The 26434-nt window shown below is 46.1% G+C and carries 25 protein-coding genes; 14 read left to right on the top strand and 11 right to left on the bottom strand.

The features are described from left to right. Positions 1-4 precede the first annotated feature (4 nt). Positions 5-1930, bottom strand: coding sequence for a BglG family transcription antiterminator (locus MKY24_RS21185; RefSeq protein WP_339200812.1), 1926 nt, complete (start codon positions 1928-1930; stop codon positions 5-7). Positions 1931-2088: 158 nt separating this feature from the next. Between MKY24_RS21185 and MKY24_RS21180 the strand changes: the two genes are divergently transcribed. Both MKY24_RS21180 and MKY24_RS21175 read left to right on the top strand, forming a co-directional pair. Further along, on the top strand, positions 2089-2487 hold the full coding sequence (locus MKY24_RS21180; protein WP_075154691.1) for an RrF2 family transcriptional regulator: 399 nt from the start codon (positions 2089-2091) through the stop codon (positions 2485-2487). 112 nt (positions 2488-2599) lie between these two features. Beyond that, positions 2600-3505, top strand: coding sequence for an NAD(P)/FAD-dependent oxidoreductase (locus tag MKY24_RS21175; RefSeq protein WP_068941789.1), 906 nt, complete (start codon positions 2600-2602; stop codon positions 3503-3505). A 112-nt stretch (positions 3506-3617) separates the two neighbouring features. On the opposite strand, the gene MKY24_RS21170 is transcribed toward MKY24_RS21175, so the two are convergent. Then, positions 3618-4646: a LacI family DNA-binding transcriptional regulator gene (locus tag MKY24_RS21170; protein ID WP_209943513.1), complete on the bottom strand. Its 1029-nt coding sequence runs from the start codon at positions 4644-4646 to the stop codon at positions 3618-3620. A 245-nt stretch (positions 4647-4891) separates the two neighbouring features. Here MKY24_RS21170 and MKY24_RS21165 point away from each other — a divergent pair, with 245 nt between their 5' ends. The 3 genes from MKY24_RS21165 to MKY24_RS21155 all read left to right on the top strand — a co-directional run bounded on the left by MKY24_RS21165 (position 4892) and on the right by MKY24_RS21155 (position 8303). Continuing rightward, entirely contained in the window at positions 4892-6172 is a 1281-nt protein-coding gene (locus MKY24_RS21165; RefSeq protein WP_209943511.1) for a DUF4038 domain-containing protein, read from the top strand. A 33-nt stretch (positions 6173-6205) separates the two neighbouring features. Continuing rightward, the gene (locus tag MKY24_RS21160) at positions 6206-6313 is read left to right on the top strand and encodes a Gfo/Idh/MocA family oxidoreductase (RefSeq protein ID WP_254664477.1); all 108 of its coding nucleotides are present in this window, start codon (positions 6206-6208) and stop codon (positions 6311-6313) included. A gap of 136 nt (positions 6314-6449) precedes the next feature. Then, positions 6450-8303 (top strand): beta-glucoside-specific PTS transporter subunit IIABC, encoded by a 1854-nt coding sequence (locus MKY24_RS21155; RefSeq protein WP_339202384.1) that lies wholly within the window; start codon positions 6450-6452, stop codon positions 8301-8303. Between the two features lie 83 nt (positions 8304-8386). Here MKY24_RS21155 and MKY24_RS21150 read toward each other — a convergent pair whose 3' ends face one another. The 4 genes from MKY24_RS21150 to MKY24_RS21135 form a co-directional block, all read right to left on the bottom strand. Further along, positions 8387-9481, bottom strand: coding sequence for a glycosyltransferase family 4 protein (locus MKY24_RS21150; RefSeq protein ID WP_068941784.1), 1095 nt, complete (start codon positions 9479-9481; stop codon positions 8387-8389). A 51-nt stretch (positions 9482-9532) separates the two neighbouring features. After that, on the bottom strand, positions 9533-10627 hold the full coding sequence (locus tag MKY24_RS21145) for a glycosyltransferase (protein WP_339200808.1): 1095 nt from the start codon (positions 10625-10627) through the stop codon (positions 9533-9535). A gap of 57 nt (positions 10628-10684) precedes the next feature. Continuing rightward, a complete protein-coding gene (locus MKY24_RS21140) occupies positions 10685-11776 on the bottom strand; it encodes a glycosyltransferase (protein ID WP_339200807.1) in 1092 nt (363 codons plus the stop codon). Between the two features lie 191 nt (positions 11777-11967). Then, complete coding sequence (locus MKY24_RS21135) at positions 11968-13698, bottom strand: NTTRR-F1 domain (RefSeq protein WP_339200806.1); 1731 nt, start codon at positions 13696-13698, stop codon at positions 11968-11970. Between the two features lie 436 nt (positions 13699-14134). Between MKY24_RS21135 and MKY24_RS21130 the strand changes: the two genes are divergently transcribed. The 4 genes from MKY24_RS21130 to MKY24_RS21115 are packed head-to-tail and all read left to right on the top strand — an operon-like array spanning position 14135 to position 18301. Beyond that, positions 14135-15250 (top strand): ATP-binding cassette domain-containing protein, encoded by a 1116-nt coding sequence (locus tag MKY24_RS21130; protein ID WP_339202381.1) that lies wholly within the window; start codon positions 14135-14137, stop codon positions 15248-15250. Continuing rightward, positions 15247-15969, top strand: coding sequence for an ABC transporter permease (locus MKY24_RS21125; protein ID WP_028541495.1), 723 nt, complete (start codon positions 15247-15249; stop codon positions 15967-15969). Before MKY24_RS21130 ends, MKY24_RS21125 begins: the two co-directional genes overlap by 4 nt. Positions 15970-15974: 5 nt before the next feature. Beyond that, positions 15975-17366: a GldG family protein gene (locus tag MKY24_RS21120; RefSeq protein ID WP_023990074.1), complete on the top strand. Its 1392-nt coding sequence runs from the start codon at positions 15975-15977 to the stop codon at positions 17364-17366. Further along, the gene (locus MKY24_RS21115; RefSeq protein ID WP_023990073.1) at positions 17363-18301 is read left to right on the top strand and encodes a DUF4340 domain-containing protein; all 939 of its coding nucleotides are present in this window, start codon (positions 17363-17365) and stop codon (positions 18299-18301) included. Before MKY24_RS21120 ends, MKY24_RS21115 begins: the two co-directional genes overlap by 4 nt. Positions 18302-18376: 75 nt before the next feature. Here MKY24_RS21115 and MKY24_RS21110 read toward each other — a convergent pair whose 3' ends face one another. Continuing rightward, on the bottom strand, positions 18377-18580 hold the full coding sequence (locus MKY24_RS21110) for a hypothetical protein (protein ID WP_023990072.1): 204 nt from the start codon (positions 18578-18580) through the stop codon (positions 18377-18379). A gap of 186 nt (positions 18581-18766) precedes the next feature. Here MKY24_RS21110 and MKY24_RS21105 point away from each other — a divergent pair, with 186 nt between their 5' ends. The 3 genes from MKY24_RS21105 to MKY24_RS21095 are packed head-to-tail and all read left to right on the top strand — an operon-like array spanning position 18767 to position 20022. Next, a complete protein-coding gene (locus tag MKY24_RS21105) occupies positions 18767-19123 on the top strand; it encodes a sigma-70 family RNA polymerase sigma factor (protein ID WP_339200805.1) in 357 nt (118 codons plus the stop codon). After that, on the top strand, positions 19066-19308 hold the full coding sequence (locus MKY24_RS21100) for a helix-turn-helix domain-containing protein (protein ID WP_071642683.1): 243 nt from the start codon (positions 19066-19068) through the stop codon (positions 19306-19308). Before MKY24_RS21105 ends, MKY24_RS21100 begins: the two co-directional genes overlap by 58 nt. Before the next feature lie 54 nt (positions 19309-19362). Further along, complete coding sequence (locus tag MKY24_RS21095; RefSeq protein WP_339200804.1) at positions 19363-20022, top strand: hypothetical protein; 660 nt, start codon at positions 19363-19365, stop codon at positions 20020-20022. Positions 20023-20138: 116 nt separating this feature from the next. Here the strand turns inward: MKY24_RS21095 and MKY24_RS21090 are convergent, their stop codons facing one another. Continuing rightward, complete coding sequence (locus MKY24_RS21090) at positions 20139-21716, bottom strand: alpha/beta hydrolase (protein WP_339200803.1); 1578 nt, start codon at positions 21714-21716, stop codon at positions 20139-20141. 195 nt (positions 21717-21911) lie between these two features. On the opposite strand from MKY24_RS21090, the gene MKY24_RS21085 reads away from it, so the two are divergent. Continuing rightward, the gene (locus MKY24_RS21085) at positions 21912-22874 is read left to right on the top strand and encodes a YhcN/YlaJ family sporulation lipoprotein (protein ID WP_028541499.1); all 963 of its coding nucleotides are present in this window, start codon (positions 21912-21914) and stop codon (positions 22872-22874) included. A 105-nt stretch (positions 22875-22979) separates the two neighbouring features. Here MKY24_RS21085 and nagA read toward each other — a convergent pair whose 3' ends face one another. From nagA to MKY24_RS21070, 3 genes are read right to left on the bottom strand one after another with little or no spacing between them, the layout of a single operon-like run. Further along, complete coding sequence (nagA, locus tag MKY24_RS21080) at positions 22980-24200, bottom strand: N-acetylglucosamine-6-phosphate deacetylase (RefSeq protein ID WP_264454624.1); 1221 nt, start codon at positions 24198-24200, stop codon at positions 22980-22982. Continuing rightward, a complete protein-coding gene (gene nagB / locus MKY24_RS21075) occupies positions 24197-24925 on the bottom strand; it encodes a glucosamine-6-phosphate deaminase (RefSeq protein ID WP_339200801.1) in 729 nt (242 codons plus the stop codon). Before nagB ends, nagA begins: the two co-directional genes overlap by 4 nt. 1 nt (position 24926) lies before the next feature. Then, on the bottom strand, positions 24927-25793 hold the full coding sequence (locus MKY24_RS21070; RefSeq protein WP_023990065.1) for a MurR/RpiR family transcriptional regulator: 867 nt from the start codon (positions 25791-25793) through the stop codon (positions 24927-24929). Between the two features lie 357 nt (positions 25794-26150). Between MKY24_RS21070 and MKY24_RS21065 the strand changes: the two genes are divergently transcribed. Beyond that, positions 26151-26429 carry a phosphopantetheine-binding protein gene (locus MKY24_RS21065; protein WP_013311713.1) on the top strand — a complete coding sequence of 93 codons (279 nt, stop codon included), beginning with the start codon at positions 26151-26153 and terminating at the stop codon, positions 26427-26429. Positions 26430-26434: the final 5 nt, after the last annotated feature.

Genomic DNA, 26434 nt, shown 5'->3' with positions numbered 1-26434 from the left:
ATGTTCAACAATTTTTATGCAACACTTCTATGAATTCTGTATACGATTTGCAGCGAATAAGCTGCTGGACGAGCTGTTCATTATTTAAAATATCAAGCAAAATATGATACATAGTCTGTAAATCTTCTGATTTAGTACGCTGTATGCAGAGCATACAAATAAATTGTACCGGCTTGCCGTCCCAGTCGATAGCTTTTTGTAATGTACAGATGACCCAAAACGTAGAATCTGCGAAAGGTTCCATCGGATGCGGGATCGCGACAAAGTTGCCAAATGAAGTGGGGGAAACGGCTTCACGCTCTATTACAGATTGCAGCAGGGGGCCTTTTACAAGATCTGCTTCGTGTATTTTTTTGGCTATAAATTCAAGCACTTGGAGTTTGTTCTCAAACTTCTGCTGAAGAAAGACCAATTTTTTTCGTACATACTGCACAGCAGGAAGTCTGGCCTCAGAAATGGCTTGCTCAATTTTAGTAATATCGGAACCGCCTAAAAATGTATTCACATGGATCATGGGGATAGAAAGCGGTTCTGAAATGGGGATCGTGCTAATAACAAAGTCCAGTGTATCCAACGGCATTTGTTTCAGCTTATAAAATTCAGTGGTTCCCACGATATCCAACCTGGAACCGAAGACCGATTGAAGCTTGTAATACAGCAGCTTAGCGCTACCGAGTCCAGAAGCACATACGATCATACATCTTTTGGGCGCGTCCTCCATTTTCTTTCTTTCCATCGCGACTCCGATATGAATGGCTAAATACCCAATTTCATTTTCCTCGATGTGTATATGAAGCCGCTGCTTGATGACCTCCGCAGCAATGATACCTGCTTCAAAGGCAAGCGGGTAATTGGCTTTGATTTCATCCAGCATAGGATTACGCAAATTCATTCCGTATTGATAGCGGTTAATCACCGGTTTGAGGTGAAGGCAAAAAGCAATCAGCAATTCTTGATCGTTTTGAATGTTCATTTTCAACTGCTGATCAATTTGGTCCAGTATTTCAATAGTCAGTTCGTAGATATCTTTATCAATGATCTTTTTAATCTCCACTTCATCCATACGGGCACTAACGACGGTCCTTATACCCAACAGGTGAACAGCAATGTACGCAACTTCAACAAGTGGAAAGGAGTACTTCATGTTTTGTTCCAAGGCGGATACGATCTCAGTCGCCACCCTAAACTCTTTTTGCGCTTCGATTTTTTTCATCTCTTGAGGATAATACGAAACATACCTTTCTTCGCGAATACGCTTACATGCTATAGCAATATGAATGACCAGATTGTTCAGGGCAATGTCCGACAGCTGAATATCATTGATCTCAATACGATCCAGAATCACTTCTCTTATGAATTCCATCTCTTCGTTAGAGATCAGAGGAGGGGGGGACATCTGCTGGTTGCCTATTTCATCAATCCTATTAAATATATAGTCGGAAATGCAATAACGCAGCCTGGCCTCATTACCTTTGACTCGAATACCATGATAGGGTCTATTCTCCAGGGAAAGTCCGTAAGTTGCCAATAACTTGCGTAGTTCTTTGAGGTCATTCTGTAAAGTAGATCGACTAACATACAGGATCTCGGCTAAATCATCAAGTTTAACATATGCATTGGTAAGCAACAGCTTTTTCATTAAAAAACGATTTCTGGCTTCAGAAGAATTCGCTAATGGATAGGGTACATTATTTTCATAATCCTTTAATTGCTTCAGCAGATGATGAAATGCTTGTTCGTCCCGAACCTCTAACTTGTAGCCCGTTCCTTTAAGGGGTTTAACTGCTGCTCCATGCTTTGACAACAGCGCACCCAATTCCTTTAAATCCGTTCGTATCGTTCGAGAAGATACCTTCAATGCATTTGCCAAGTGTTCTCCTTTGACCATCTGTTCAGCAACTAATATACGAAGAATATCAAAAATACGCACAACGAGCCCCCTTTCTTAGCTGTTCTGATGAACAGTATACAACGGTTAGAGCGTAACCAAAAGAAGGGTTGACAACAGCGTAAATCCTAGATGACCTTGACACACCAGCAGATTCAGAGATATAGTAGACACAATAAGTCTTTGATTGAGGTGTAGTTATGAAATTTACAAAAGCTACAAATTATGCGCTGCACACCATGCTCATGCTCGTTGCTGATTCGTCGGTTAAGCCGGTAGGTGTTCAGCAATTGGCCGAATCCCAAAATGTTTCACCAACTTATCTTTCAAAAATTTTGACGAGGCTTGTGAAGGCTGGAATGATCGAATCCGTTTCTGGAGCCAATGGAGGCTATCGCCTATCCCGTCATAAAGATGATCTTACTTTTTTGGATATTATCCATGCCATTGAAGGTACGAATTCTTTGTTTGAATGTGATTTTGTCCACGGATCTGAGTGCCTGATTCAAGCTGTAATGAGGGAAGCAGAGGAGAAAATGGAACGACATCTTAAAAATACGAAATTGGTCGATTTGGCGCAAAAGCAAACGCAAGTTTAAAAGTAAGCGACTTTATATAGAAAGAGGGTGGTTGCCAGTTATGTAAAGCGTTTTTTTGGTTTTATTACAGATATAAAGAGTCTTTAATATCTTCGGAAAGGAGTTGGGTGTTATGCTGTACGATTGCGCTATTATTGGTGGAGGGCCCGCCGGATTGAATGCAGCCCTCGTGCTGGGCAGGGCAAGAAGAAATGTGGCTTTGATTGATAATAATCGGCCCAGAAATGCGGTTACGCATGCGTCGCATGGTTTTATTACGAGAGACGGCGTAACGCCAGCCGAGTTCCGCCGTGTAGCTTATGAGGAAGTGCTGCGTTATCCGTCTGTCCATCATCTGCAAACCGAGGTTGTTTCGATTACGAAAAACGAATCCGGATTTGAGGTGCTTGATTCGTCAGGCCTTCGCGTTCAAGCGCGAAAATTGATATTAGCGACGGGCGTAAAGGAGATATTCCCCGAGATCGAAGGTTTTTATCCGTTATACGGGAAAAGTCTGTTTAATTGCCCTTATTGCGACGGCTGGGAGTTGCGGGATCAACCGCTTGTCCTTGTCTCTGAATCGGCGGCTATATATCATACAGCCAAACTACTCCTTAATTGGAGCAAGGATTTGATCGTATGTACGAACGGTCATGCATCCCTGTCGGAAGAACAAAAAGAACGGCTTCAATCCAAGGGAATTGTGGTAATGGAGCAACCTGTTTCAGCGTTCATCGGTCACAATGGGCAGCTGGAGCATGTGCGCTTTACGGATGGCACTCAAGTCCCGAGGGTCGGCGGTTTTGTGTCTCCCCAGTTTGTACAAAGTACACCGTTTGGAGAACGTTTGGGCTGTGAAAGAACGGAGTCGGGCGGGATCAAGACGGATGAAGCGGGGAGAACCTCCATACCCGGTGTATATGCTGCCGGGGATTCATCGTACTTCATGCCTTCTCAGTTGATTTTTGCCGCGGCCGACGGCAGTCGAACCGCTGCGAGCGTAAATATGGATTTGACAGAGGAAGATTTCAGCGAATGACGAGAAATTGGAATATTCTATATGGAATCTGATGATAGAAAAGGCCGCCAACATGGCGGCTTTATTCTAAAATCATTGAGAGAGCAAGCAATAATAAACCAATGATCATAGGTCATTTCAAGGCTAAACAAGATCTTCTTTCAATAACCTCTGTATTCACAAGAACCTGAGTATGATGCCTCTGATGATTGTTATGCCTCTCCATAAGCAAATTTACAGCAGTTCGGGCCAAAATATCCTTTTTCACATGAATGGTTGTGAGTTCCGGGCTAATGACCTTGGCCTCATGAATATTATCAAATCCCATGACGGAAATTTGTTCAGGCACTCGAATGTTCATTTCCTGAAACGTTTTAATTGCACTGATCGCCATATAATCATTTTCGCAAAATAGGGCCGAAGGTAGCTCATTCAATTCATGAATAGCTGTTTTAAATGCGTCCTGTGACATCACAAGCATGGGATGCATATCAAATATAAGCCCATTTTCTATGGAAAGATTGTGCTCCTCTAAAGCCGCCATAAACCCTTCCTTTCGTTTTTTAAAGTTAAGAATTCTGGTACTGGATTGTACGTATCCTATCTTTCTGTGTCCTGACTGAATTAAATATTGGCCTGCCTGATACCCACCAAGATAGTTGTTAATAGATACGAAACTGGCGTCGACGTGTTCAAAGTAGGTATCTAAAATCACGATATTGGAATGAATGGATTGTATAGAATGAATAATCTCGGAAGTTAAATTGGTGCCAAGCAGAAGTATGCCTGAAGAAGGCTGATCTTTTTCCAAAGCAGATAATTCTTCTTCGAGGCTATGGCTATCAAAAGACGAAAAAATCAAGGTGTTTCCATGTACTCTCACCTGATTGGTAATATGATGAATTAATTCATTGAAAAATGGAAGTGAATCATAATGCTCTGTTACAATGTCTGTATTTTTACAGGCCACAAAGCGTATCACATGATGATTTTTAATGACTTCCTTGCTTGTCTTCATGGTGCGTGGTTTATATCCATGCTCTTGGGCTATTTTTAGAATTTGCTCCTTGGTTTCTTCACTGACTCCGGGTTTGTTATTAAAAGCAAGAGAGACAGCAGATTTCGAAACACCTGCAAGCCTTGCAATATCATCAATTTTCAATGTGGAACCCCCTATTGAACTAAACTACATAAATTATATCATTACTCTACAAGAAAGTTTAGATTATAAACTAAACTAAACTAAATAAATGAAAAGAAAAAAATGTTGACCTTTTATTATTTATAGTGTTAATATGCAAGTGTAAAGCGCTTTAATTTAGTTTATTTGCGAAAAAACATATAAATTTAGTTATTTATTTTAGTTATTTGTTTAGGAAGATTTGTGAATGTAGCAAGAAAGGAAAGGTGATTCATTTGAGTTTAAACATTGCTGAAAATCAAAGAAGTTTTACAAAAGAGGACAAACCTTTTTTTTATTTGGCAGATACGGTTTGGAGTGTATTTACCAACGCGACGATAGAGGAGTGGAGCGATTATCTTGACTATCGGAAGATGCAAGGTTTCAATGTGTTGCAAATCAACATGCTCCGACAATGGGACGCAAGTGAATCGGATCTGAATCTACAGCCGTTTGCATTACTGGAAAATGGGGATTTCGACTACCATACATTAAACGAAGCTTATTTTGACCGGGCAGAAATCATGTTGAAAATGGCTGTAGAGCGTGGATTTGTTCCGGCACTGGTTCTGTTGTGGTGTAACTATGTACCGGATACATGGGCCGAAATGTTCCAAAAGGGTAACAAAATGCCATTTGAATGCGTTGAACCCTATGTAACGTACGTCGTAAACCGTTTTTCTCCATTTGATCCTATTTTTCTGGTTAGCGGGGATAGTGATTTTCCGACTGAACGCGCCAATTCCTATTATTTAAAAGCACTGGACATTGTACAACAATTAAGCCCTGCAAGCTTAACTACGCTGCATATTCAAGGGAGATTGAGAGAAATTCCTCCAGCCTTTGAGAAACACAAGGGTCTTGGATTCTATATGTATCAATCAGGACATAATTCCGAGTTTCAGCATGTGGGCCATGAGATTGCTCAACATTTCTACCATAAGCCGGATATACGGCCTGTCATTAATGGAGAGCCATGTTATGAACAAATTAGTTATAGCCGCAATGTGTATGGCAGATACACAGCACTGGATGCCAGAAAAGCAGCATGGCAAAGCCTCCTTGCAGGCGGGGGTGCGGGCATTACCTACGGAGCACATGGCATTTGGAGCTGGCACAAAAAAGGAAAGAAATTCGGCATTGTAGAAGGGGAAGGATTCGATAGTCCCTATGATTGGAGAACAGCATTGCGATTTGAGGGCGCATGGGATTATTCCTTTATTAAATATTTGTTTGAAATGTATAACCTTATCGGCATAAAGCCGCTAGATATTGTTTTAAACAAGACAGAGGAAATTAGAGCTGCGGGGAACGAGAATACCCTTATCTTGTATGTCCCGGTTAACACGAAGGTGCGACTAAGTATCAACGTGCAGGATTACAAGTTTACAACGATTGATTTAGCCGGGAAGCGGTTTGCCCAAACTGACGTGTCCGTCCAAAAGGATCAATCGGTGCTAGACATGCACAGCTTTGAAAGTGATGTTGTCATCATCGGAACGAAATAAAAACAGAGAAGAATGTGGATGGAGTGAAGCAACATGTGGAAAATCGGCGTTATTGGAACGGGATATTGGTCGGAAAAACATATAAAAGCATGGCAGTTTATCTCGGATGCAGAAATCAAAGGATTTTGTGATCGAAATTAAGATTTACTTTTTCAAAAAGCAGCTCAATTCCATATACCTACTGAATTGGGAGAAGTGCCGTAATTGTCGCAGTTATAGCACATCCAGCTACTACGGATAGAAAAATAGAAAGCGCATCCAAGAAGGAGTGAACATGATGGATCATAAAAAAACAGCCAAAGAAGTATTAAGTGCCGTGGGCGGAAATGAAAATGTGAACAGTGTCATTCACTGTGTCACTCGATTGAGATTTAAACTGAAGGATAATCTATTGCCAGATAAAGAAAAGATCAAGCAGATTGACGGTGTCATTACCGTTGTGGAAAGTGGTGGCCAATTTCAGGTGGTCATCGGAAATGAGGTTCCCAAAGTATACGAAGCTCTTTTGGATACAATGGGAGTAAAGCATGGAGATCAAATGGTTGAAGACGATCAAAAAAATGAAAAAGCGAGCCTATTTAGCCGCTTTGTCGATGTAATTTCAGGTGTGTTTATGCCCGTTGTGGGTGTGCTCGCTGCTGTGGGGATTCTAAAAGGACTATTGGCTTTATGCACATCCCTGGGCTGGATGACTGATCAGATGGGCACGTATAAAATTTTATATGCGACAGCAGATGCTATGTTTTATTTCTTTCCGGTTATTCTAGGGTTTTCAGCCGGTAAAAAATTTGGAGGAAACCCGTATCTGTCTGCCGTTTTGGGAGCAGCGATGGTGTACCCGACCATTACTTCCGCCTTTACGGATAAAACGGCGCTGTCCTTTTTGACCATACCTGTCGTTCTGATTAATTATACTTCTTCTGTTATACCGATCATTATTGGAGCGTTCTTGGCAGCAAAGGTGGAAAAAATGATAAGTAAGTTTGCACCTGGCTCCATTAAAATGTTCATAGTGCCTTTTCTGACTTTGGTCATCATATCACCGCTTGTTTTTCTGGTTGTCGGGCCGATAGCAACTATAATCAGCGATGGGTTAGCCAAAGGCTCTATGTGGATTTATCAGTTAAGTCCGGCTGTAGCTGGCCTCGTTCTGGCCGGGTTCTGGCAGGGCATCATTATCTTCGGTCTGCATTGGGCATTCATTCCAATTCTCCTGAATAATGTAGTTACGAATGGTTTTGATCCGATTAACGGTATGCTTTTCTGTACGACTTTTGCGCAAACAGGTGCGGCATTTGCCATCGCTTTGAAATCACGGGACCCTAAATTAAAACCCATTGCCACTTCTGCCACAATTGCGGGTTTGATGGGGGTTACTGAACCAGCTATTTACGGGGTTACGCTACCCGCCAAAAAACCGTTTATTTTAGCCTCGATCGCTGGAGGTATAGGAGGAGCTGCAGCAGGCTTACTCGGCTCAACGGCATATGGATTTGCTTCGGGCGGCATTTTTGGTATCCCTCTATTCATTAATCCAAAAGGCATGGATGCAGGCTTCATCGGCTTTATCATATCTTTGGTTGTAGCTTTTGTAGTCGCATTTATTCTGACCTATCTTTTCGGTTATAAAAATGCAAAACCTGCGTCTGAAATTAAGGTTGCAGATGAAAACAAAGAGGAAGAAAAGACGGTATTCAGTCCTCTACACGGTGAATTAATTCGTTTAACCGAAGTAAAAGATGAAGCTTTTTCCAGTGGTGCGATGGGCCAGGGGGCCGCAATTATTCCGAAAGAAGGAGTAGCCTATGCGCCGTTTAACGGAACTGTTGTTACCGTTTTCAAAACAAAGCATGCCATCGGGCTTATTTCTGAGGATGGAGTTGAACTGCTCATTCACATTGGAATTAATACGGTCAGCTTGAAAGGAAAACATTTCACTTCCTTTGTGTCTGAAGGGGATACGATTCAAAAAGGGGACAAGCTGGTTGGATTCGATCCCAAAGCTATAGAGGATGAAGGATATGATATTACCACATCCGTCATTGTAACCAATACAGCTGTGTACACGGATATCTTAGTTGAAGATTCCAAGGATATTCATGTAGGAGACCGCTTACTAAAGATTAGATAGATTCCAATATTCAAGAATAAAAGGCAAATTAAAGCTGACGATGGCCCGTATATAAAAAGGATTGTCGTCAGCTGTTTTTTTAGTTACCTCACACCCAGCGTGTTCATCATCTGCCGGAAGGAGCGCACATATTTGTCTGGTGCCAACAGGTTAACGATTCGCTCCAGCCCTTTTCTGCGGATAGATTCGCGTTGAGGTACGTTGTTCATCAGGTCTAGTCCTTGCAGTATCGCCTGCAAGATGTCTCCCTGCTGATAAAATTTACCGGTTTCGTTGTGGTCAATGAATGCTCGTACTCCGTCTGAATCAGAGCTTAATACCGGGCAACGACAGGCCATCGCCTCAGCAACCGCATAGCCGAAGCCCTCCACCAGCGAGGTCGATAGCAGGTAGCCGCCTGAGTCGCCAATCATGGAGTAATACAGGGGCATTTTGGCATGAGGCACGCTTTTAAAGCGCTCGATAATTGAGGACATGCCAAGCTGAGCAAGCATGTTCTCGAATTGTATTTTATCCTCCGGCTGAGACAAGGTGTCATCATAAAACATCCAGATTCGAAGATCAGCACGGTTTTGCAGCATCCAGTAAGAAATGTCGACAAAATGCCTCCAGTTCTTGTTGGGCTCCAATCGCCCAACCCAGGCAATAATCGGATTGATTGGAGGAGTGTTAGATACATAATTAAATACGCTGGTATCCAGTACGTTTGGAAACACGTAGCGATTAAGCCATGGACACATGCTGGAGAATAAATTCACTAAATGAGTCGTATCTGGCAGGAGCACCGCATCGGCGTACTTTTGAAGATATGGAGCCGCATCCGCGACTACCCATGCCGCTTCCTCGTGTGGGCCAAAGCCTTGCGATTCATAGATTAATACCCCCTGATAGCCCAACATTCGCAGTCTGGGGAGCATGGGATAGTCCGAAGAGACGATAATTGCATCATAGCGATGAGCCTCCACCAGTTTTCGAATTTCTTCTTCAGAAGAGGTCATGAACACTGGAATATCGCCGTGTAGGTTTTGCATCCCGGTCCCCTGCTGATAATAGAGAAGGTGACACTCAATCCCGTCCTGCATGAGCACTTTACAGCGTTGGCGGTTCAAGGTTTCCACACCGCCGCTGGGTATATAAAAAGTAAATAGAACTTTGATCTCAATAACCTCCTTTGCCAAACGCAAGCTCCTATACCAAGTTATTCAACCCACAGGACGGGGTGTGGGTTTCTATGGAAGCCTGGATTGAATCAGCGCATAATTATGGCTAAGGCGAGGGTCTTCCGGGGAGTGCTCTGTTGCTTCTCTCGCAAATTCACAAGCTTTGTGTAAAAGGCCTAACTCGTAGCAAGCGAGGGCACCAAGATCATACAGTGTGGCGTCCCAGCAAAAATCCTCTTGCATGTACGTATCCGGTCGTGTTGAAATACGCAACGCTTCTTCAACCATATGATAGACAGCGGACCAGTTCCGTGTATGATAGGCCAGCTGAGCCATTTCTGTGTAAGGTTCACGTAAATACGGTGCTTCCGCAATAGCCCGGTATAACCAACGTGTTGCCTCCTGCCATTGTTCACTTGCCTTATAGGCTCTAGAAATAAAGCGCATCGAAGCGCTGCGTTCATCTGCCCAGCGTGCCTGCGGCATGGCAAGATGTTGTTGCAGTGTAGCAATGCACTCGTCCCAACGGCCATGATACATATATTCCCGCCCCAAGTAATGCATGTTGCGGTCATCCTCAGGAAACTCGCGTACAGACTGCTCCAGCAGTGGAAGGTATTGGCTGCGGGACTTGTGCGGATCGGGATCATGATACAAGCGTAGCTGGTCGGATCGGATGCTGCGTTCTTCACCCTCCCCGATATATTCAAGCACCTCGTGAACCGGGCGTACCCAGCGGTAACCGTGACGAGTGTGTATTTTTTCTTTCCAGAACCATGTATAAACGGTATCTTGCCCAGGCTGTCCATGTGTAAAGGCATATAGCATCCGGGTAGTTCCTTCCCTCCAGTTGCGTTCCAGCCGCGACCGCCAACCTTCCTCCCAGACTTCGTCCAGATCCGTACAGACACAAATATCTATATCGTCAGGGACCAGCCGTAGGGACTCATTGCGAGCCTTGTCAAAACGCCAAGGAGTTACCTGGATACGATGCACCTCTGCACCCGCTTCGCGTAGCAGAGAAACGGTATCGTCTGTAGAGCCGGTGTCCGCTACAATGACAACATCGGCTTCACGCATGGTGTGCATCCATCGTTTGGCGAATCGGGCTTCATTTTTGCTAATGGCATAGACAGCTATCTTGTACCGATTCGATTGTTGCATTCCGCTTGCTCCTCCTTTGACTTACTTAAAGATTGAGGGTTGAGTATGGGGACATCTCTATTGGGGAGGATTCAGGATTGAGCTGAAAAATTGTCGATTATGCAGGACATGCGGGTCGTTGGGAATATACGTGGCAGCTTGCTCGTTGTGCCAATTCGCACGTGTGTAATCCTTCAGCCGAAAATGGCAAATGCATAGCTGGATATGAGGAAACCACGTTTGGTACGCGTCCTGTACTGGGCCCATCGTGTCGGGAGGATTGAGAGTGGTAGCCATGTCGTACCAATAAATAGCTTTGGTGATCTCATTTTTATGCAAAAAATAATGACCTATCCGACAGCATAGATCTGCCCTGGGTGTATCGAAGGTCAAACTATGGAGAGCCGCGGTAATACTTTGCTCCAGCTTGCCCAGTTGTTGCAGGCAGTCGGCCATTTTGCTACATGCACTAATCGCATCCTCTACCCAGCATTGTCCGGTAATCAGAAAATTCCGGTAAGCCTGCACGGCCTGCTCATATCTTTTATTGTCTCTTAACTCGTTAGCGTAATAGTAGAGGTCACGAGGAGAGAAGACATGACCTTGGGAGAGCAATTTCTCATAAATTCGCAGGTTTCGCCCTGGAGAGGCCGTGTGTGTTCTAGTGTGAGTTATGGCGATATCGGCATGTTGAATATTCCCGTCAACGGCGAGGTACTCATGCACGGCTCCATGCCAACGGAACCCGGCTGACCTTCTGATCAAGCGGTTTCGGCGAAAATGTAGGGTGACATTGCCATGATCATCAAAGCCATAATGATAATTCATAGACACAGAATCGACGGTTGGTACGGCTGAGGAATCAAGGGTTTGCTTCAGCTCAAGCAGCTTGACGGCATCCTGCTCCTTCAAAATATCATCGGCATCAAGCCAGAGAATGTACTCCTGCGTAGCTTGCTCAAACGAATAGTTACGTGCAAGGGCAAAATGATCTACCCATTCAAATGGAAAAATTCGATCTGTAAAGTTGCGACATATGTCAATGGTCCGATCCTGTGAACCTGTGTCCACGATATTGATCTCATCCACAATAGGATGGACCGATTCCAGGCAACGGCCAATGGTATGTTGATCATTTTTGACGATCATGCACAGGCTGATACTGATCAATTGAGCATCACTCCTTTGGGAACCATTTAAGGATTCCGATCAAACATAAAGTTGGATTTAAAAGAGGTCTGATTTATAGAAGCCCTGCCGCAATCGCGGCAGGGCATGGATGACAAAGCCTTAACATGCTGTGCGGCTTTGTCGATAAGGTATGGTACATCGCTTAAAAATGATGTGACAGAAAAAGGAGGTTAGAGTCCGGTAGGCCCCGTAGGTCCAGTCGGCCCTGTAGGTCCGGTAGGTCCAATCGGTCCTTCTGGGCCTGTGTCTCCTGTTGGTCCAATCGGTCCAGTCGGCCCTGTAGGTCCAGTAACACCAGTGTCCCCCGTGGCGCCAGTAGGCCCGACAGGTCCGGTAGCACCTGTGTCGCCAGTGGCGCCAGTAGGTCCGATAGGTCCAGTAACACCAGTGTCGCCTGTAGCGCCAGTAGGCCCGATAGATCCGGTAACGCCAATGTCGCCCGTGGCGCCAGTAGGTCCGACAGGTCCGGTAGCACCAGTGTCACCCGTAGCGCCTGTAGGTCCGACAGGTCCAGTAACACCAGTGTCGCCCGTAGCGCCTGTAGGTCCGACAGGTCCGGTAGCACCTGTATCACCCGTGGCGCCAGTAGGCCCGACAGGTCCGGTAGCACCTGTATCACCCGTGGCGCCAGTAGGCCCGACAGGTCCGGTAAATCCAAGGCCGAATGGTCCGGTAGGTCCAGTCGGCCCTGTAGGTCCCGTGTCGCCCGTAGGTCCGACAGGTCCAGTAGCGCCTGTGTCGCCAATAGGCCCGATAGGCCCGATAGGTCCAGCAGGTCCGGTAACACCTGTATCACCCGTAGCGCCCGTAGGCCCGACAGGTCCGGTAGCACCTGTGTCCCCCGTGGCTCCCGTAGGCCCAACAGGTCCAGTAACACCAGTGTCCCCCGTAGCGCCCGTAGGCCCGACAGGTCCAGTAACACCAGTGTCACCCGTGGCACCAGTAGGTCCGACAGGTCCGGTAACACCAGTGTCACCCGTAGCGCCCGTGGGCCCGACAGGTCCGGTAGCACCTGTGTCGCCCGTGGCTCCCGTAGGCCCGACAGGTCCGGTAAATCCAAGGCCGAATGGTCCAGTCGGTCCAGTCGGCCCCGTAGGCCCGGTATCGCCAGTAGGCCCGATAGGTCCGGTAGCACCTGTGTCACCCGTGGCACCAGTAGGTCCGACAGGTCCAGTAACACCTGTGTCACCCGTGGCACCAGTAGGTCCGACAGGTCCAGTAACACCAGTGTCACCTGTGGCGCCAGTAGGTCCGACAGGTCCAGTAACACCTGTGTCCCCCGTGGCTCCCGTAGGCCCAACAGGTCCAGTAACACCAGTGTCCCCCGTAGCGCCCGTAGGCCCGACAGGTCCAGTAACACCAGTGTCGCCCGTAGCGCCCGTAGGCCCGACAGGTCCGGCTGGTCCTACAGCTCCAGCTGCACTTGCTTTAACAAGAGCAATAGAATCAATGGCTACATCAGCAGTGTTAGCCAAGGCATTTTTACTAATAACCAAAAAGGCATAGGCTGCGTTGGCTGGAACAGGAGCTGTTACTTCATATAGGCTTTGCCATGTTCCGTTCACAGCGTCTGGCAATGTGCCTGAGCTCAAATAGGTAGTTAGCCCCGTGCCAAGGAAGCTAAAGGCTGCGTCATAGTAATACAGAAATATGTTAACTTGAGGACTGGACAGGCTTCCTACTTTTGCAGCTGAAAGGCTTAATGTATAGCTTTCGCCTGGTGCAGCAAAAACGACCTGGGAAAGAGATGCATCTACTGCGCCTCCTGCCAGGATCGCACTATAAAAGTTTGTCTTTTTTACAGATAAGTTAGTGACAGTCACATTGACAGAGCTCCAAAAAAGGGTTGATCCGATCTCGAAGTCGCCGTTAGAAACTAGATTGGTAAACAATACACTCATCGCTTTTATACACTCCCTTCACACGTTGTAATGATAGTAGATGCGAATCCATATCCTAGCGAACCGTACAAGTTTCCGAGGGCAGATGTGTATTTTTGTGTTCACATTTCAGACACATTATTTTAAGCTTCTATTTAAGTGACGTTAAGCTGGAGTTATATGTGGGGGATTATTATTAGAATTTAAAAGTGTAGCATAAGGTGCGAGGAGACCGCTCCGCGAAGGCTTTGGGCTTCCGATCGCTGTTGCCGTGGGATTTTTTGTGATTAAGTAAGACATGTAAAGGTAAGAATCCTACAGCAAAGGCGAACGCTGGCGCTTCTCCAGCTTCAAATCCTCCGCTTCGCTGCTACCCGCTACTCATGCAACATTTTAGGTGGGAGGGAAGTAGGGGAGCAGCAGGGAGAAGATTACGATAAAAGAAAGGGTGGAACATGTGCTCAAAGTGCAGCAGGTGAGCAAGTGGTATGAGGGCAACCGGGGCGTACATAAGTTGGATTTTGAAATGCAGCGCGGTGAAATTGTTGGTTTCCTGGGGCCGAATGGTGCGGGTAAAACGACGACGATGCGCATGATTACAGGGTATCTTCAACCCAACGAGGGAGTGATTACGATTGACGGTATCCCGATTCAGGATAAGGGCAGACAGGCCCGTTCCAAAATCGGTTATCTGCCGGAGACTCCCCCTTTGTATGAGGATATGTCCGTAAGATCCTATTTAAAGTTTGTAGCTAGTATTCGGGACGTGCCTGCGAGAGAGCAGAAGCTGCGTATTTCGGAGATGATTTCCAGGCTAGGACTGAATGGGCGGGAAAAACAATTAGTCCGCAGTTTGTCCAAAGGGTATAAACAGCGCTTGGGACTGGCAGGTGCGATTATTCATAACCCGGATTTATTGGTACTGGATGAACCGACCTCAGGTTTGGACCCCAATCAGATTTTGGAGATTCGTCAGCTCATTCAGGAGATTGGCGAAAATCATACGGTATTGCTAAGTACGCATATATTGCCTGAGGTGGATGCTTTGTGTAATCGTGTTCTCATCATCCATGAAGGGAAACTGGTCATGGATGGGCGCCCTGACGCGCTCGGCGGTTCGATGGAAGATGGATTCAAGGTGAAGGTGGAGGTTAAAGGCAAGCGTGAGCAGGTGCTGGATGTCCTGCGTACTTGGGGAAAAGTAGAGGTTGAATCTTCGGCGGTTACGCTGCCTACAGCGAACACGAATCTGACTGCCGCAGAGCCAGATATGACCGGATTGTTACTCACAGCAGCCTCCGGTGAGGATTTTCGCGAAGAGCTATTTTATGTGCTGTCTGATGCGAAACTTCCGATTTTGGAGATGAAAAAAGAAAGTCTTAGCTTGGAAAATATCTTCCAGCAGTTAACGACCCGCGAGACGGAAGAAGGTCAGGTCAGCGATCCAGCAGTACAAGACCTACATTCCTCGGATACTGCAGCACCTACGGCCATCACGGTGGAGCATGGAGAAGCTGCGTCCAGCGACGATAAGGCTGAAAAAGATAAGGATACAGGAGGTAATCGGTCATGAGGCGTTTGTTCGCGGTCTGTCAAAAAGAGCTGCAAGCCTATCTGTGGACACCAACGACGTATTTTGCGCTTGCGGTGTACATGCTGCTGACGGGGTTACTTTTTTATACAAATTTTGTTATGTATCAGCCTAGCATCCTGGACTATCGGCTGGTACTCGGTGACACCTTGTCCATGCTGGTGTTCGTCGTCCCATTGCTCACGATGAGGCTGGTTGCGGAGGAATTCAGGCAAGGTACAGATGAACTGCTGCTTACCTCACCTGTGAGTGTGACGGAAATGATCGTGGGTAAATTTTTGGCGTCGTTGGGCATGTTGCTCATATTGGTGCTGTGCAGTCTAGCGTATCCGGTCGTGATGTCCTTTTATGGGAAGCTGGATTGGACGCTGGTATTAACATCTGTGATCGGTCTGTTCATGCTTGGCGCAGCCATGATGGCGATCGGCTTATTCGCTTCGACGCTTTCACAGCATCAGATGATGTCGGCGGTCGTCAGTTTTATTATTTTACTTGTGTTCTGGATGCTGGATTCGTTTGGTGGACAGACGGGTGCATCTGCGGCGGTACAGCAATGGCTGGAACCTTTTTCACTAACCGCACGGTTTGACAGTTTCACCAAAGGATTGCTGAATGGAGCCGATGTGATGTACTACGTGACGGTGGCGGTGCTCTTTTTGCTATTCAGCATCCAAGTGGTTGAACGGAAACGGTGGAGGTAATGAATATGAAAAAATGGCTGGGTCATACCAATAGTGTGGTACTATCGATTGCTGCTGTAGGGATTTTTATTTTATTGACGTTATTTCTGCGGTCGTTAGGTGGCTTTCAACTGGATCTGACGGCAGGCAAGCAGTATACGCTGTCTGACCAAACGTTGACGACCATCCAGGGTGTAAAGGAAGACGTACGGCTCATTGCTTTTACCGTATCCACTTCACAAAATCAGAAGCTGAACCGGGATGTTACGGATATGCTGAATGAATACGCCAAGCGTAACAACAAGCTCAAGGTCGAGCAATACGATCTGAATCAGGAACCGATACTGGCCAAGCAATATGGTGTTACTGCAGCGTCTATTGTGTTGGTGCAGGGGGAGAAGAAGCGGGTTATAGATATTGGGAGTCTATTTACGCAAGCTCAGGGGAGTGGCGAAGGGGCATACCAATTTACCGGGGAAGAAAAGCTGACTAGTGGACTGTTGGGATTATCATCTACCCGTCAAGGGAAAGTAGCCTTTCTAACTGGACATGAGGAAATCCCATTGTCCCAAATGACTGAATTAAGTAGCTCACTGTCACAAGATAATGTGAAAACAGAGGAAGTTCAGCTCAATCAGGCGGGGAGCGTGCCCAAAGATGCGTCTGTATTGGCTATTGTCGGACCAGAACGTGATATCAGTGCAACGGAACTGAAGAGTATTCGTACGTATCTGAATGATGGCGGAAAGCTTTTTATGGCACTAGGCTTTCACCCGAACATGGGGTCCGATTGGAAAAACCTTGATGCATTAGCGGCTGATTATGGAGTGAAGGACACTCATGCCATCGTGGTGGATCAGGAACAGACGAATACACTTGGACCTCTATGGACGGTTCCTACCTTCGGCAGTCATGCGATCACCGACAAGTTGGCGGCTTCCAATCTGTACCCGGTTCTTTCACTGTCTATTGCTTTGCAGGCAGGAGAGCAGAAGGATTGGAAGACGACGCTTTTGATGAAATCTTCTGCAGCCAGCTATGGCGAAACGAATATCCAAGGGCTGCTGAACAACGAAACGCAGAAGGATGATAAGGACCCGCAGGGGCCGCTGAATCTCGGTTATGCGGTAGAAGGGAAAGACGGCAAGCCCAAAGCCGTTATTCTCGGAACGTCTGCCCTTTTAAGCGACACTGAGATCAACACAGGAGGCAATCGAGACTTTGTGCTGAACAGTCTGAATTATGTGCAGGAACATTCTGATGGGCTTACCATTCGTCCTCGTCAGGAGCAGGATTATAAGGTAGCTTACTTGACTCCTGCACAAGCAAAAACGATATTGACCATATCTGTCATCGGATTGCCGTTGCTATTCGCGGTCATCGGAATCTTATTATGGTGGAGGCGAAGAAGAGCATGAGAAAATGGATACCCACAGTGCTACTGTTAGTTGTATTGGGAGCGGGTATAATCTATGCAAAGAGCCAAAACTTCTTTCGTGAACAAGCGCCGGCGGCTCGCCAGCTGGTTCAGCTTACGCAAGAGAATATTACGTCTTTCGCGATCACAGGAAAGGACGGCAAGTCGGTGGAACTTGAACAACATGATGGTCAATGGAGTATGAGCAAGCCACGGACTTACCCGCTAAACCAATATACAATAGACAATTGGCTAGCAGCGATTCAAAATGTAAAGTTGGGTGAAGTGGTGGAATCTTCCCCTACAGACGTAGCCAAATATGGGATCAGCGCTACCCATGATCAGATTGAGATTAAGACCAAGAAGGGCGACGTTCGTACCTTTGCCTTCGGTGAAACGTTGCCTTCCGGAGATGCTGTTTATGTATTATCAGACAAAAAAGAGATAGCTTCTGTACCTATAGATACACTTTCAGGGTTGTTGCTGGGTGCTGATGATTTTATAGATACAACGCCGTTCGATTGGGACGATACCAAGCTGAGCGGAATAGAGTGGGAAGGCCAAAATTCTTCATGGATGCTCAAATCCTCCGGTAACAGCGGAACCGGAGACAGTGCTTCCACATCTTGGACGCTAAACGGAAAGTCAGTAGCCAATGACACGGCGACTTCCCTCTCGCAGCAAATCAAAAACCTGGCTAGCAGTCAGGCCTTGCGCAAAGCCTCCGAGCTGAGCAAGCCTGTTCACCGCTTTACGCTGAGTATATCGCTGGGTAAGGATGATTCCCAGCTGGTCTATCAGGGCTGGACGCTTAACGATGATCCAGATACCGTATGGGTTGTGCCGCCACAAAGTAACTGGGCTTATGGTCTGTCAGTATCTGACGTGAACCGTACTGAACAGAATGGCCACGACCAAGCTCAGACTGGAAAATAATCATTAGAAATTAAATTAGCTGCACAAAGAGGCTCCAACGGCGGATGATCGTCGTCTGGAGCTTCTTTGTGTTCGTTATTCGTCAGGTTTGCTGCTTTTGGAAGAAGAGCTGTTATTGTCGTTTAAATCTTGGATAACCTGAATCAGCTCATGAAGTGAGAGATCCAGCTTATCCAGCTTTTCTTCCATCGTGTGCAGGATGTGCCGCAACAAAATAAAACAAAGTCCAGCCGGAAAGCCTACGTTGGTAACCAGAGAAAGAGCATCATCCATTTGCAATGTATTCCCTCCTTTTTAGCCATATATAAAGGAAGGTAAATTAAAAGAACCATATACAACTGCATGTAAAAATAGTATAATAAATAAGAACAAATGTTCTGTTTTGGTTGTGAAATAGGTTTGCAAATTACCCTATAGTATGAGGATTTAGAAAAAGTCAAATCCAAAGAGAAAGGGTGATTTACAATGGATAAGTCTCAGCTAACATTGGTGGAACAATATCGAAAGAGGCTGTACCGCATTGCCTGGAGAATCCAGTATCGTGCTCGGGTACAAACCAATCATGAATTTGTAATGGAAAAGAACGAAGCCGTCAGCGCCCCATCTTTTACAGAATCTTCAAACTCTAATATGTACACACTACAGCTTATCAACTCTCTATCTTCTGAGATCGGAAAAATGATCATCTTTGACCTTTACATACTAGACAAAACCGAAGCACAGATTGCAAAAGAGTTAAAGCTATCCCAACAGGCGGTGAATAAATGGAAAAAGAAAATGCTCAAAGAGTTATTTCGGATGCTGAGTTCGTCCAATTGCTAAAATTAGTACGAAGTGGAGATCAGGAGGCCATGTGTAGGATACTTCAATTGTTCGAGGAAGACATTCAAAAGACTAGTCGGTATATTCGTATGTCCCGTGAAGATGCTGTCCAAAGCATTGTGACTGATTTTATAGAAGAACTGCAACAAGAGTTAAAGACAGTAAAAAGTGGACAATGGATATAGCCTTGGCTATCCTTATCCGTAGATTTACTTATTTAACGGAGGGCTTATAAGTTTATGAGTGATAACAGGGCTTCTTTTGAAAAAAGTATGAAGATGTACCCAGTCAACAGTATTCGTTCCAATGTCATCATTCTTGTTTCATTACTGTTAGATCTGTTTCTAGTTATCCCCTTAGTGGGAAATCCATACATTGCAGTTTACGTTTATGTACTGTTGCCACTGATTGTTATGATAAACATTTGGGCCCTTGTACTGGTCATCATGCCACGCAAATTGCAGTTGAATTACGTTTTATTCCGTGGTGTATTTGGTTTGGTTTGTTCTATTGGCTTCATGATCATGACACAAAAGTTTGCTTATGGCATGTTGGATCTGGATACTCCATGGTATTTTGTAGGTTCTTTTGCCCTTTATGGAGTGGCCTTGTATTACTTTATAAAATATAATTTAACGAAATTCAAAGATCCTTCAAATCATAAGAAGAAACCAAAGTTTAAGGAAAAAAACAAAAGAGCGCCTGTAGTAACTATCACCACATTTACTGGGGCTGGTTATCTGATAGCTAATGTTTCCCTCGGATTCGCTACACAACAATTAGTTGTCACAGTATTGATAAGTGTATACTCGATGCTGGCATGTGTTCTTTTTCATTTTATTATGGATATACACCGCTACTATTGGCTTCATAAGCTGAGGAATCAGACAACGGATTGAACACAACGAATGCCTTACAAAGTATTATTTCTATCAAGATGTTTTGTAATGAAAAAAAGCCTGCAAACGCCCCAACTATAATGGGGGTTTGCAGGCTTTTTAGGTTGTAGATTTATTTAGTCAACATACTTGTTGCCGTCAGCATCAATATAAATGGATTGAACAGCTGTGCGGCGGTACGGATATCCAGCCTCTGTGGTGCCGCTAATTTCATAGGTTACAGAATAGATGCCGGGCTTGTCCGCTTTGGATAGCTCAATTTGTCCGGTAGGGTTAACGTTTTTTTGCTGTACCGTCAAACCTTTGGATGTAGAAGTGACTCTTTGCTGCGGATCACCATAATATTGAACTTGGTAGGTAACTTGTGTAACGCTGTTCGGGGAATCCTGTGGTTTCAAATTTAGCTTCGGGCCCACTGCATTCAAATTATATTTCAGCTCAGGAACTTGAACAGCCTGGTAACGTGCAATCAGGAGATACGCTCCATTATCAGGAACCGTTACGTTCAGTTTATAGGTGCCCGGTTTTGGATTTTGAATGACGGCGTTATGATGCCAGGCACCAGCAAAAATATCGTCATCATAGCCTGCTTTCAGATTAATAATTTCACTAGTACCGTCAGGCTTGGTTAGTTCCAGTTTACTCACACGTTTATCGCTGATCCAGTCCAGATCAATGGATTTTACACCATTTTCAACAGTGAGGGTTTCTGAGGCTTTTCCATTATAATCGCCGCCTCGGATAAAATATGAATTATCGATCTCGCTATAGGTGGATTGTAAAGCAGAAGCAGTCAGGGAAGATGCTGAAAGTGCCTCAGTTTCCTGATTCAATGCTGGAGTGTTCGCTTGGAGGTAGGGTTGGATCAGGGAGAAGACGTAAGAACCAGTGCGAACCTTGGCATGATCCCAAGATCCGACTTTAACTACACGTCCGCCGGGAAGCTTAGCGTTGTCGACTGTGACCACTCCATCATTCTTACCAAAGGAGGAGAGGTAAAGTCCGCCCAGTATGTAGGAAGCAGTGCCGCCAGACCAGTTATCACCAGCAAACGTGAAGAATGGAACTGTAGTCGCATTACTAAGTGAATCGGTCTTGGTTCGGAAATACTTCATATAAGATGTTTGTAAAGTGGAGGTACCGGGATTTTGTGACCCGACGATATCTGCCAGCCATCCGGCCCAGCTACTGTAGGCGAGATCTGCAAGTTGTGAACCATGATGAGGACTGCTGAGGGTGATGACACGTTGTACATAAGGAGCGGCTCCGTTATATACGAGAGCGGTTTGAGTATCCACTCCACCTTTGCTGTGGGCGATGACGATAAGCTTTTTTCCAAAGTGATTGCTGATGACCTTAATTTTGTCGGCCAGAAGCTTACCATTGTCCCACATATCTTGGGATGTGCCACTTGTATCGTACAGATTAATGGTGGCTGTCTGGTATCCGGCGTCACGTGCGCGCTGAAGCATATCGTTATCATTCTTGGTCCAGACTTCAGCGCTACTGTTCAAACCATGTACGAACAATAGTGCGGGCTTGGCTGGATCAACGCGATTAGGTGGTGGACCTTCTGCCCAGCTTCCGGCGGGATCTTTTGGGGGTTGGGGTGTAGTGGAGCCTGCAAAAGCGCCAACGGGGACAAGAGTAACTGATAACAAAAAAATGAGCATCAAAACGGTGATCTTTTTCAAACTGAAAATCCTCCTTTGTAAAATAAAGTATTTTTCAAGCTTATTATACATGCCATCTTGTGGTAAATCATCAATTGTATTTCATATTTACATTAAAATTTTATTTTTTTAGTCATTTTTTAGTCAGGATATCCCTATGATTCATAGCGCATGATAATCTCGTCACACATTTTATAATGTATGGAGGATGAGTTCATGCCAGGAACTAAGAAGGTCATCAGTTTTACGATTTCTGCTGCTTTACTCGCCAGTATGGCTGCTTTGACCGGGTGCGGAAATGCCGATCATAACGTTCGTACGAACAGTACACGCTATAACGCGCAAAGCACACATCATATGGATGGTGTGAACCGTTATGGTATGGATGGTGTGAATCGTTATGGGGTTAAGTCCAATGGTATGGATGGGATGGCATTGAATGAAAATGCCAACCGAACCGGACATCCAGTCCGTAATCTGCAAGTCGATCGCAATTTGTCCAAACGTATATCCGAGATGCCGGATGTAAAGTCTGCGACAGTGCTGGTCGGTGAACGACATGCCTATGTAGCCGTTTCCTTGAAAGACCAAGCCAACGGAACAGGTGTCGGTGCTCCAAGTGTTGACGGTACTCCAAGTGCAAATAGTATTGGACGTAACGGGAATGTACCGAGTGTGAATGGCGTTAATGGTACTAGAGGAAACCGTACTACGGATACTACAACGCCTGGAATGACAGACAATGGAGTAACCGGGAATGGAACACCTGCGCGTCGTGATGACGGTTTATTCGGTACGATGGGTACAGGCTCGTACGGTATGTTGCGTGGCTTGACGGACAACAATCGCGCAAATACCGGAAACACCACCATCGAGGGAGCAAGAACTGCATATGAACCAAGTGATGCAGTCAAGAGCCGAATCGCGAATAAAGTTAAGCAATTTGCACCTTCGATTGAACAGGTGTATGTATCGGCTAACCCGGATTTTGTTAAACAAGCCACTGACTTTACACACAGTGTGCAAAATGGTCATCCGATCAGAGGCTTGAGCAATGAAATGGTGGATGTGATTGAACGTGTATTCCCGACCCCGGCGGCTGGTACAAACCGTCCAATGGAAAATACAGCACCCACACGCCCACAAAATCATACGCCCGCGCCAATGAATCATCGCTAATTCAAACCCTATAAGTGTGTGCAATGCCAAAGAAAGAGCTATCCATCTCAGCGAATACGCTGGTGGATAGCTCTTTAGTTTTGGGGAATGATAACTATAACTGAATTATTTGCGCAATCCTTTAATCCATACGCCTTGCAGCTTTAAGTCTCTATCCAGTAACAGGATGTCTGCTTGTTTACCTGCTTCAAGCGAACCTGTACGATCAGCAATGTGCAAGGATCGAGCCGGATTCAGGCTGGCCATTTGTGATGCCGCGGGAATACTTATACCCACATGTTGAACCAAGTAGCGGAAGCCTTCAATCATCGTTAGTGTGCTTCCTGCCAAAGTGACGCCATCCTCCAGTCGTGCTACACCGCCCTGCACGATCACCGGCAAATCGCCGAGCGTATAATGACCGTCTTCCAGACCAGTAGCAGACATGGCATCTGTGATGAGAATGAGATTATGATCCTGCTTTAATCTAGCGAGCAGGGAAATGGCGGCGGGATGCACATGAATGCCGTCCGCGATGATTTCTGCTTCAATGCGCGGATCAGCGAGTACGGCTCCGGCGGCTCCCGGCTTGCGATGATGCAGCGGAGTCATAGCATTAAACGCATGCACCGCATGATTCAGCCCCGCCGTCGCTGCCTGTTCAACCTCTTCATACGTAGCATCCGTATGACCGAGAGCCGCGGTAATGCCATGGCTACGCAGCCATGCAATCAGTTCCAGCGCTCCTTCCCGTTCGGGCGCAAGCGTGAGCTGGCGAACAAGGCCTGGATAGCGCTGCTCCCATTCTGCCACCCATGAGAGATTCGGTGGCACGATATGTTCTGGGTTTTGCGCTCCAGGCCAGTTCGGACTGATGAACGGCCCTTCCAGATGTACGCCCTCCAACTGAGCATAGGGCATAGGTAGTGCCATGTATGCGTGAACTTCACTCAATACCCGGTCAATCTGTTCCTTGGGCGCGGTCATGGTGGTAGCCAGCATAGCCGTCGTTCCTTGTGAACCGTGAAAGGAGGTGATCGTATCCAGCACCCTTGAACTGGAGTCCATAAAGTCCTCACCGTTACCGCCGTGAACATGAATATCAATAAAGCCTGGTAGCAGATATCCTCCTTCCAAACGCACAATGTTTGCGGTTTTCGCTGCGGTTTCTTCCTGATTTGCCAAGACTACCGCTGTCCAATCGGCGGGTAAATGCTCTTCTGAACCAGCGAATACAATGGATTGCCCCTCAATGACGACAACCCCTTTTTCAATGATGTCATTCCCAACGACGACTTGCCCATACAGTAGCTGGGGTACGTTACCACTCATTTCATCTGACTTCAATTGAACCATCCTCCCGCTTTCTGATCCAGTAAAATAAGTACGTTGGGGTGACATTGCAGCAGAGAAGCCGGACACTCAGTCGTGACAGGTCCAGTTAAAGCCTGCTTTATAATGTCGGCCTTATCCGCACCAAAAGCCACCAGTATAATTTGCTTCGCCTTAAGAATCGTGCCTACTCCCATCGTAACTGCTTGCCTGGGTACAGCATCTATATCGCCAAAAAATCGGGCATTCGCCGAGCGCGTACTTTCTTTCAAATCTACAACATGTGTGGCTCCAGTCAAGCAGTGACCAGGTTCGTTAAAGCCGATATGACCATTATGACCAATGCCAAGCAATTGCAGATCCACGGGTCCATGGTCCAGAATGGCCTGCTCGTGCGCTGCACATTCTGCTGCCAGATCCAGTGCATTCCCGTTAGGGACACGTGTATGGGATATCGGAATATCGATATGCTGGAACAAGTGCTCATTCATAAAGCTTCGATAGCTCTGCGGATGTTCTGGGGGAAGACCAACATACTCATCAAGATTCACGGAATAGGCTCGTGCAAAACTGACCTGTCCCTTGCTGTACATATCTGCAAGATGTTGGTAAATGCCAATCGGCGTACTACCGGTGGCCAGGCCAAGCATGGCCTGTGGTTTGGATAGCAGCAAGCTGGCGATCACAGCGGCGGCAGTAGCGTTCAGGTCCTCACGGCTGTTCAAAATGCGTATGTTCATCTTAGTGACCCCCTGGTTGTTTTTTGAGCTTGCTCACTTGTTGATATGAGCCTTCCAATCTCGGAATATATTTGTCAAAATCTGCGCTCACCATACCTGTAAACAGAATATCTATGATATGAAGCTGGGCAATGCGGGAGGCCATATCCCCACGTCGCATTCCTTCCTCCAATGAGGAGGAAAATAGCGCAATATCCGCAAGACCTGCCAGCGTATTGTTTCCGAAGGAGGTCAGGGATAATGTCTTGGCCCCCTGCTCCTTTGCACAACGTAGAGCCGCAATGGTCTCCTGGGTTTCCCCTGAATAAGAGACGGCGAAGGCGACATCTCCCGCTCCGAGCGAGGAGGCAGAGGTAATCTGCATATGCGAATCTGCAAAGGCAGTGCTGTTCTTGCCAATACGGATGAGCTTCTGGTAAAAATCCTGTGCCACAATCGACGATGTCGCCATCCCATAGAGATCAATGCGGCTCGTGGCTGACAGCCATGCAATGGCCTGCTCCAGCTTGTCGTAATCCAGCAGTCGGGTCGTGTCCGCAATGGATGCGGTATGGTTCGCCTGAATAGCCTGCACAATTCGGGAAAGTGAATTTCCAGCGACAATATCCTGATAGGATTCTTCACCATTACGGTTGGAGTGGGACAACTCGGCGGCCAGCTTCATTTTGAAATCGGGATAGCCTTTAAAATGTAGTGATTTGCAAAACCGCGTAACGGTCGCCGCGCTCACACCACAACGCTCTGACAGCTCCCGAATACCCAAATGCAGCACATCTTCCGGGGATTGCAGGATGGATTCCGCCAGCTTGCGCTCCTGTACGGGAAGCTGCTCCAGTCTATGGGCTAATGTATGAAGAATGGGGGACATGAGCTGTGCTCCTTTGGCTGTAGAATGTTTGTATGAAAAAAAGTATCGTATACAAGAAGAATATAAGGAAAAACATTTTCATGTGTATTGTAAAATAATTCTGCCGCTCATGCAAGAGATGTGAGGAGAATTTTTATTAGATTTTGCGAAAAAATAGCCGGCGAAAATTGTAGAAGTTATCATACATTAATTTACATATTGCGAGTTTTACTTACAAAACAACCTATTGACTTGTCTCTTCATTGGAGGAGTATAATTGAATAAAGTTCCAGTGAAGGAATTTTTCTAGGAGCTTTCTTTGCAGAGGGCATCGTTGGGTGGAACGAACAGAATCTCATTCACAAGGAGGAGTTTGCTATGCAAAGCCAAGTGATTGAAATGATCAGCGCGGTTAAGGAAGATCCTGAACTGGTCGCTAAGCTGGATGGACATTCGGACATTATTCATGATGCCGGACTGGATTCGTTGCAGTTGGTTCATTTCATGCTGCAAGTGGAGGATGCGTTTGATGTGGAGATTGATTTTGATTCCTTTGAGCTAGAGCATTTGAGCTCGGTAGATGCGTTTTGCAGCTACATTCAGGGGATCAGCGATGCGGAACAAGCGCCGCACCTGGAGGGAATGGAGACGGTCTGACGTAC

The sequence above is a fragment of the Paenibacillus sp. FSL P2-0322 genome (assembly GCF_037975315.1).
GTDB lineage: Bacteria > Bacillota > Bacilli > Paenibacillales > Paenibacillaceae > Paenibacillus > Paenibacillus polymyxa_B.
The sequence above is the reverse complement of the archived record's forward strand: the minus strand, read 5'-3'. Positions and strand labels throughout refer to the sequence as shown.

Coding starts and splice junctions, on each gene's coding strand:
- MKY24_RS21180 (WP_075154691.1), top strand. CDS start 2,089: ATGAAATTTACAAAAGCTACAAATTATGCGCTGCACACCATGCTCATG.
- MKY24_RS21175 (WP_068941789.1), top strand. CDS start 2,600: ATGCTGTACGATTGCGCTATTATTGGTGGAGGGCCCGCCGGATTGAAT.
- MKY24_RS21160 (WP_254664477.1), top strand. CDS start 6,206: ATGTGGAAAATCGGCGTTATTGGAACGGGATATTGGTCGGAAAAACAT.
- MKY24_RS21155 (WP_339202384.1), top strand. CDS start 6,450: ATGGATCATAAAAAAACAGCCAAAGAAGTATTAAGTGCCGTGGGCGGA.
- MKY24_RS21145 (WP_339200808.1), bottom strand. CDS start 10,627: ATGCAACAATCGAATCGGTACAAGATAGCTGTCTATGCCATTAGCAAA.
- MKY24_RS21135 (WP_339200806.1), bottom strand. CDS start 13,698: ATGAGTGTATTGTTTACCAATCTAGTTTCTAACGGCGACTTCGAGATC.
- MKY24_RS21125 (WP_028541495.1), top strand. CDS start 15,247: ATGAGGCGTTTGTTCGCGGTCTGTCAAAAAGAGCTGCAAGCCTATCTG.
- MKY24_RS21120 (WP_023990074.1), top strand. CDS start 15,975: ATGAAAAAATGGCTGGGTCATACCAATAGTGTGGTACTATCGATTGCT.
- MKY24_RS21115 (WP_023990073.1), top strand. CDS start 17,363: ATGAGAAAATGGATACCCACAGTGCTACTGTTAGTTGTATTGGGAGCG.
- MKY24_RS21105 (WP_339200805.1), top strand. CDS start 18,767: ATGGATAAGTCTCAGCTAACATTGGTGGAACAATATCGAAAGAGGCTG.
- MKY24_RS21100 (WP_071642683.1), top strand. CDS start 19,066: ATGGAAAAAGAAAATGCTCAAAGAGTTATTTCGGATGCTGAGTTCGTC.
- MKY24_RS21095 (WP_339200804.1), top strand. CDS start 19,363: ATGAGTGATAACAGGGCTTCTTTTGAAAAAAGTATGAAGATGTACCCA.
- MKY24_RS21085 (WP_028541499.1), top strand. CDS start 21,912: ATGCCAGGAACTAAGAAGGTCATCAGTTTTACGATTTCTGCTGCTTTA.
- nagB (WP_339200801.1), bottom strand. CDS start 24,925: ATGAACATACGCATTTTGAACAGCCGTGAGGACCTGAACGCTACTGCC.
- MKY24_RS21070 (WP_023990065.1), bottom strand. CDS start 25,793: ATGTCCCCCATTCTTCATACATTAGCCCATAGACTGGAGCAGCTTCCC.
- MKY24_RS21065 (WP_013311713.1), top strand. CDS start 26,151: ATGCAAAGCCAAGTGATTGAAATGATCAGCGCGGTTAAGGAAGATCCT.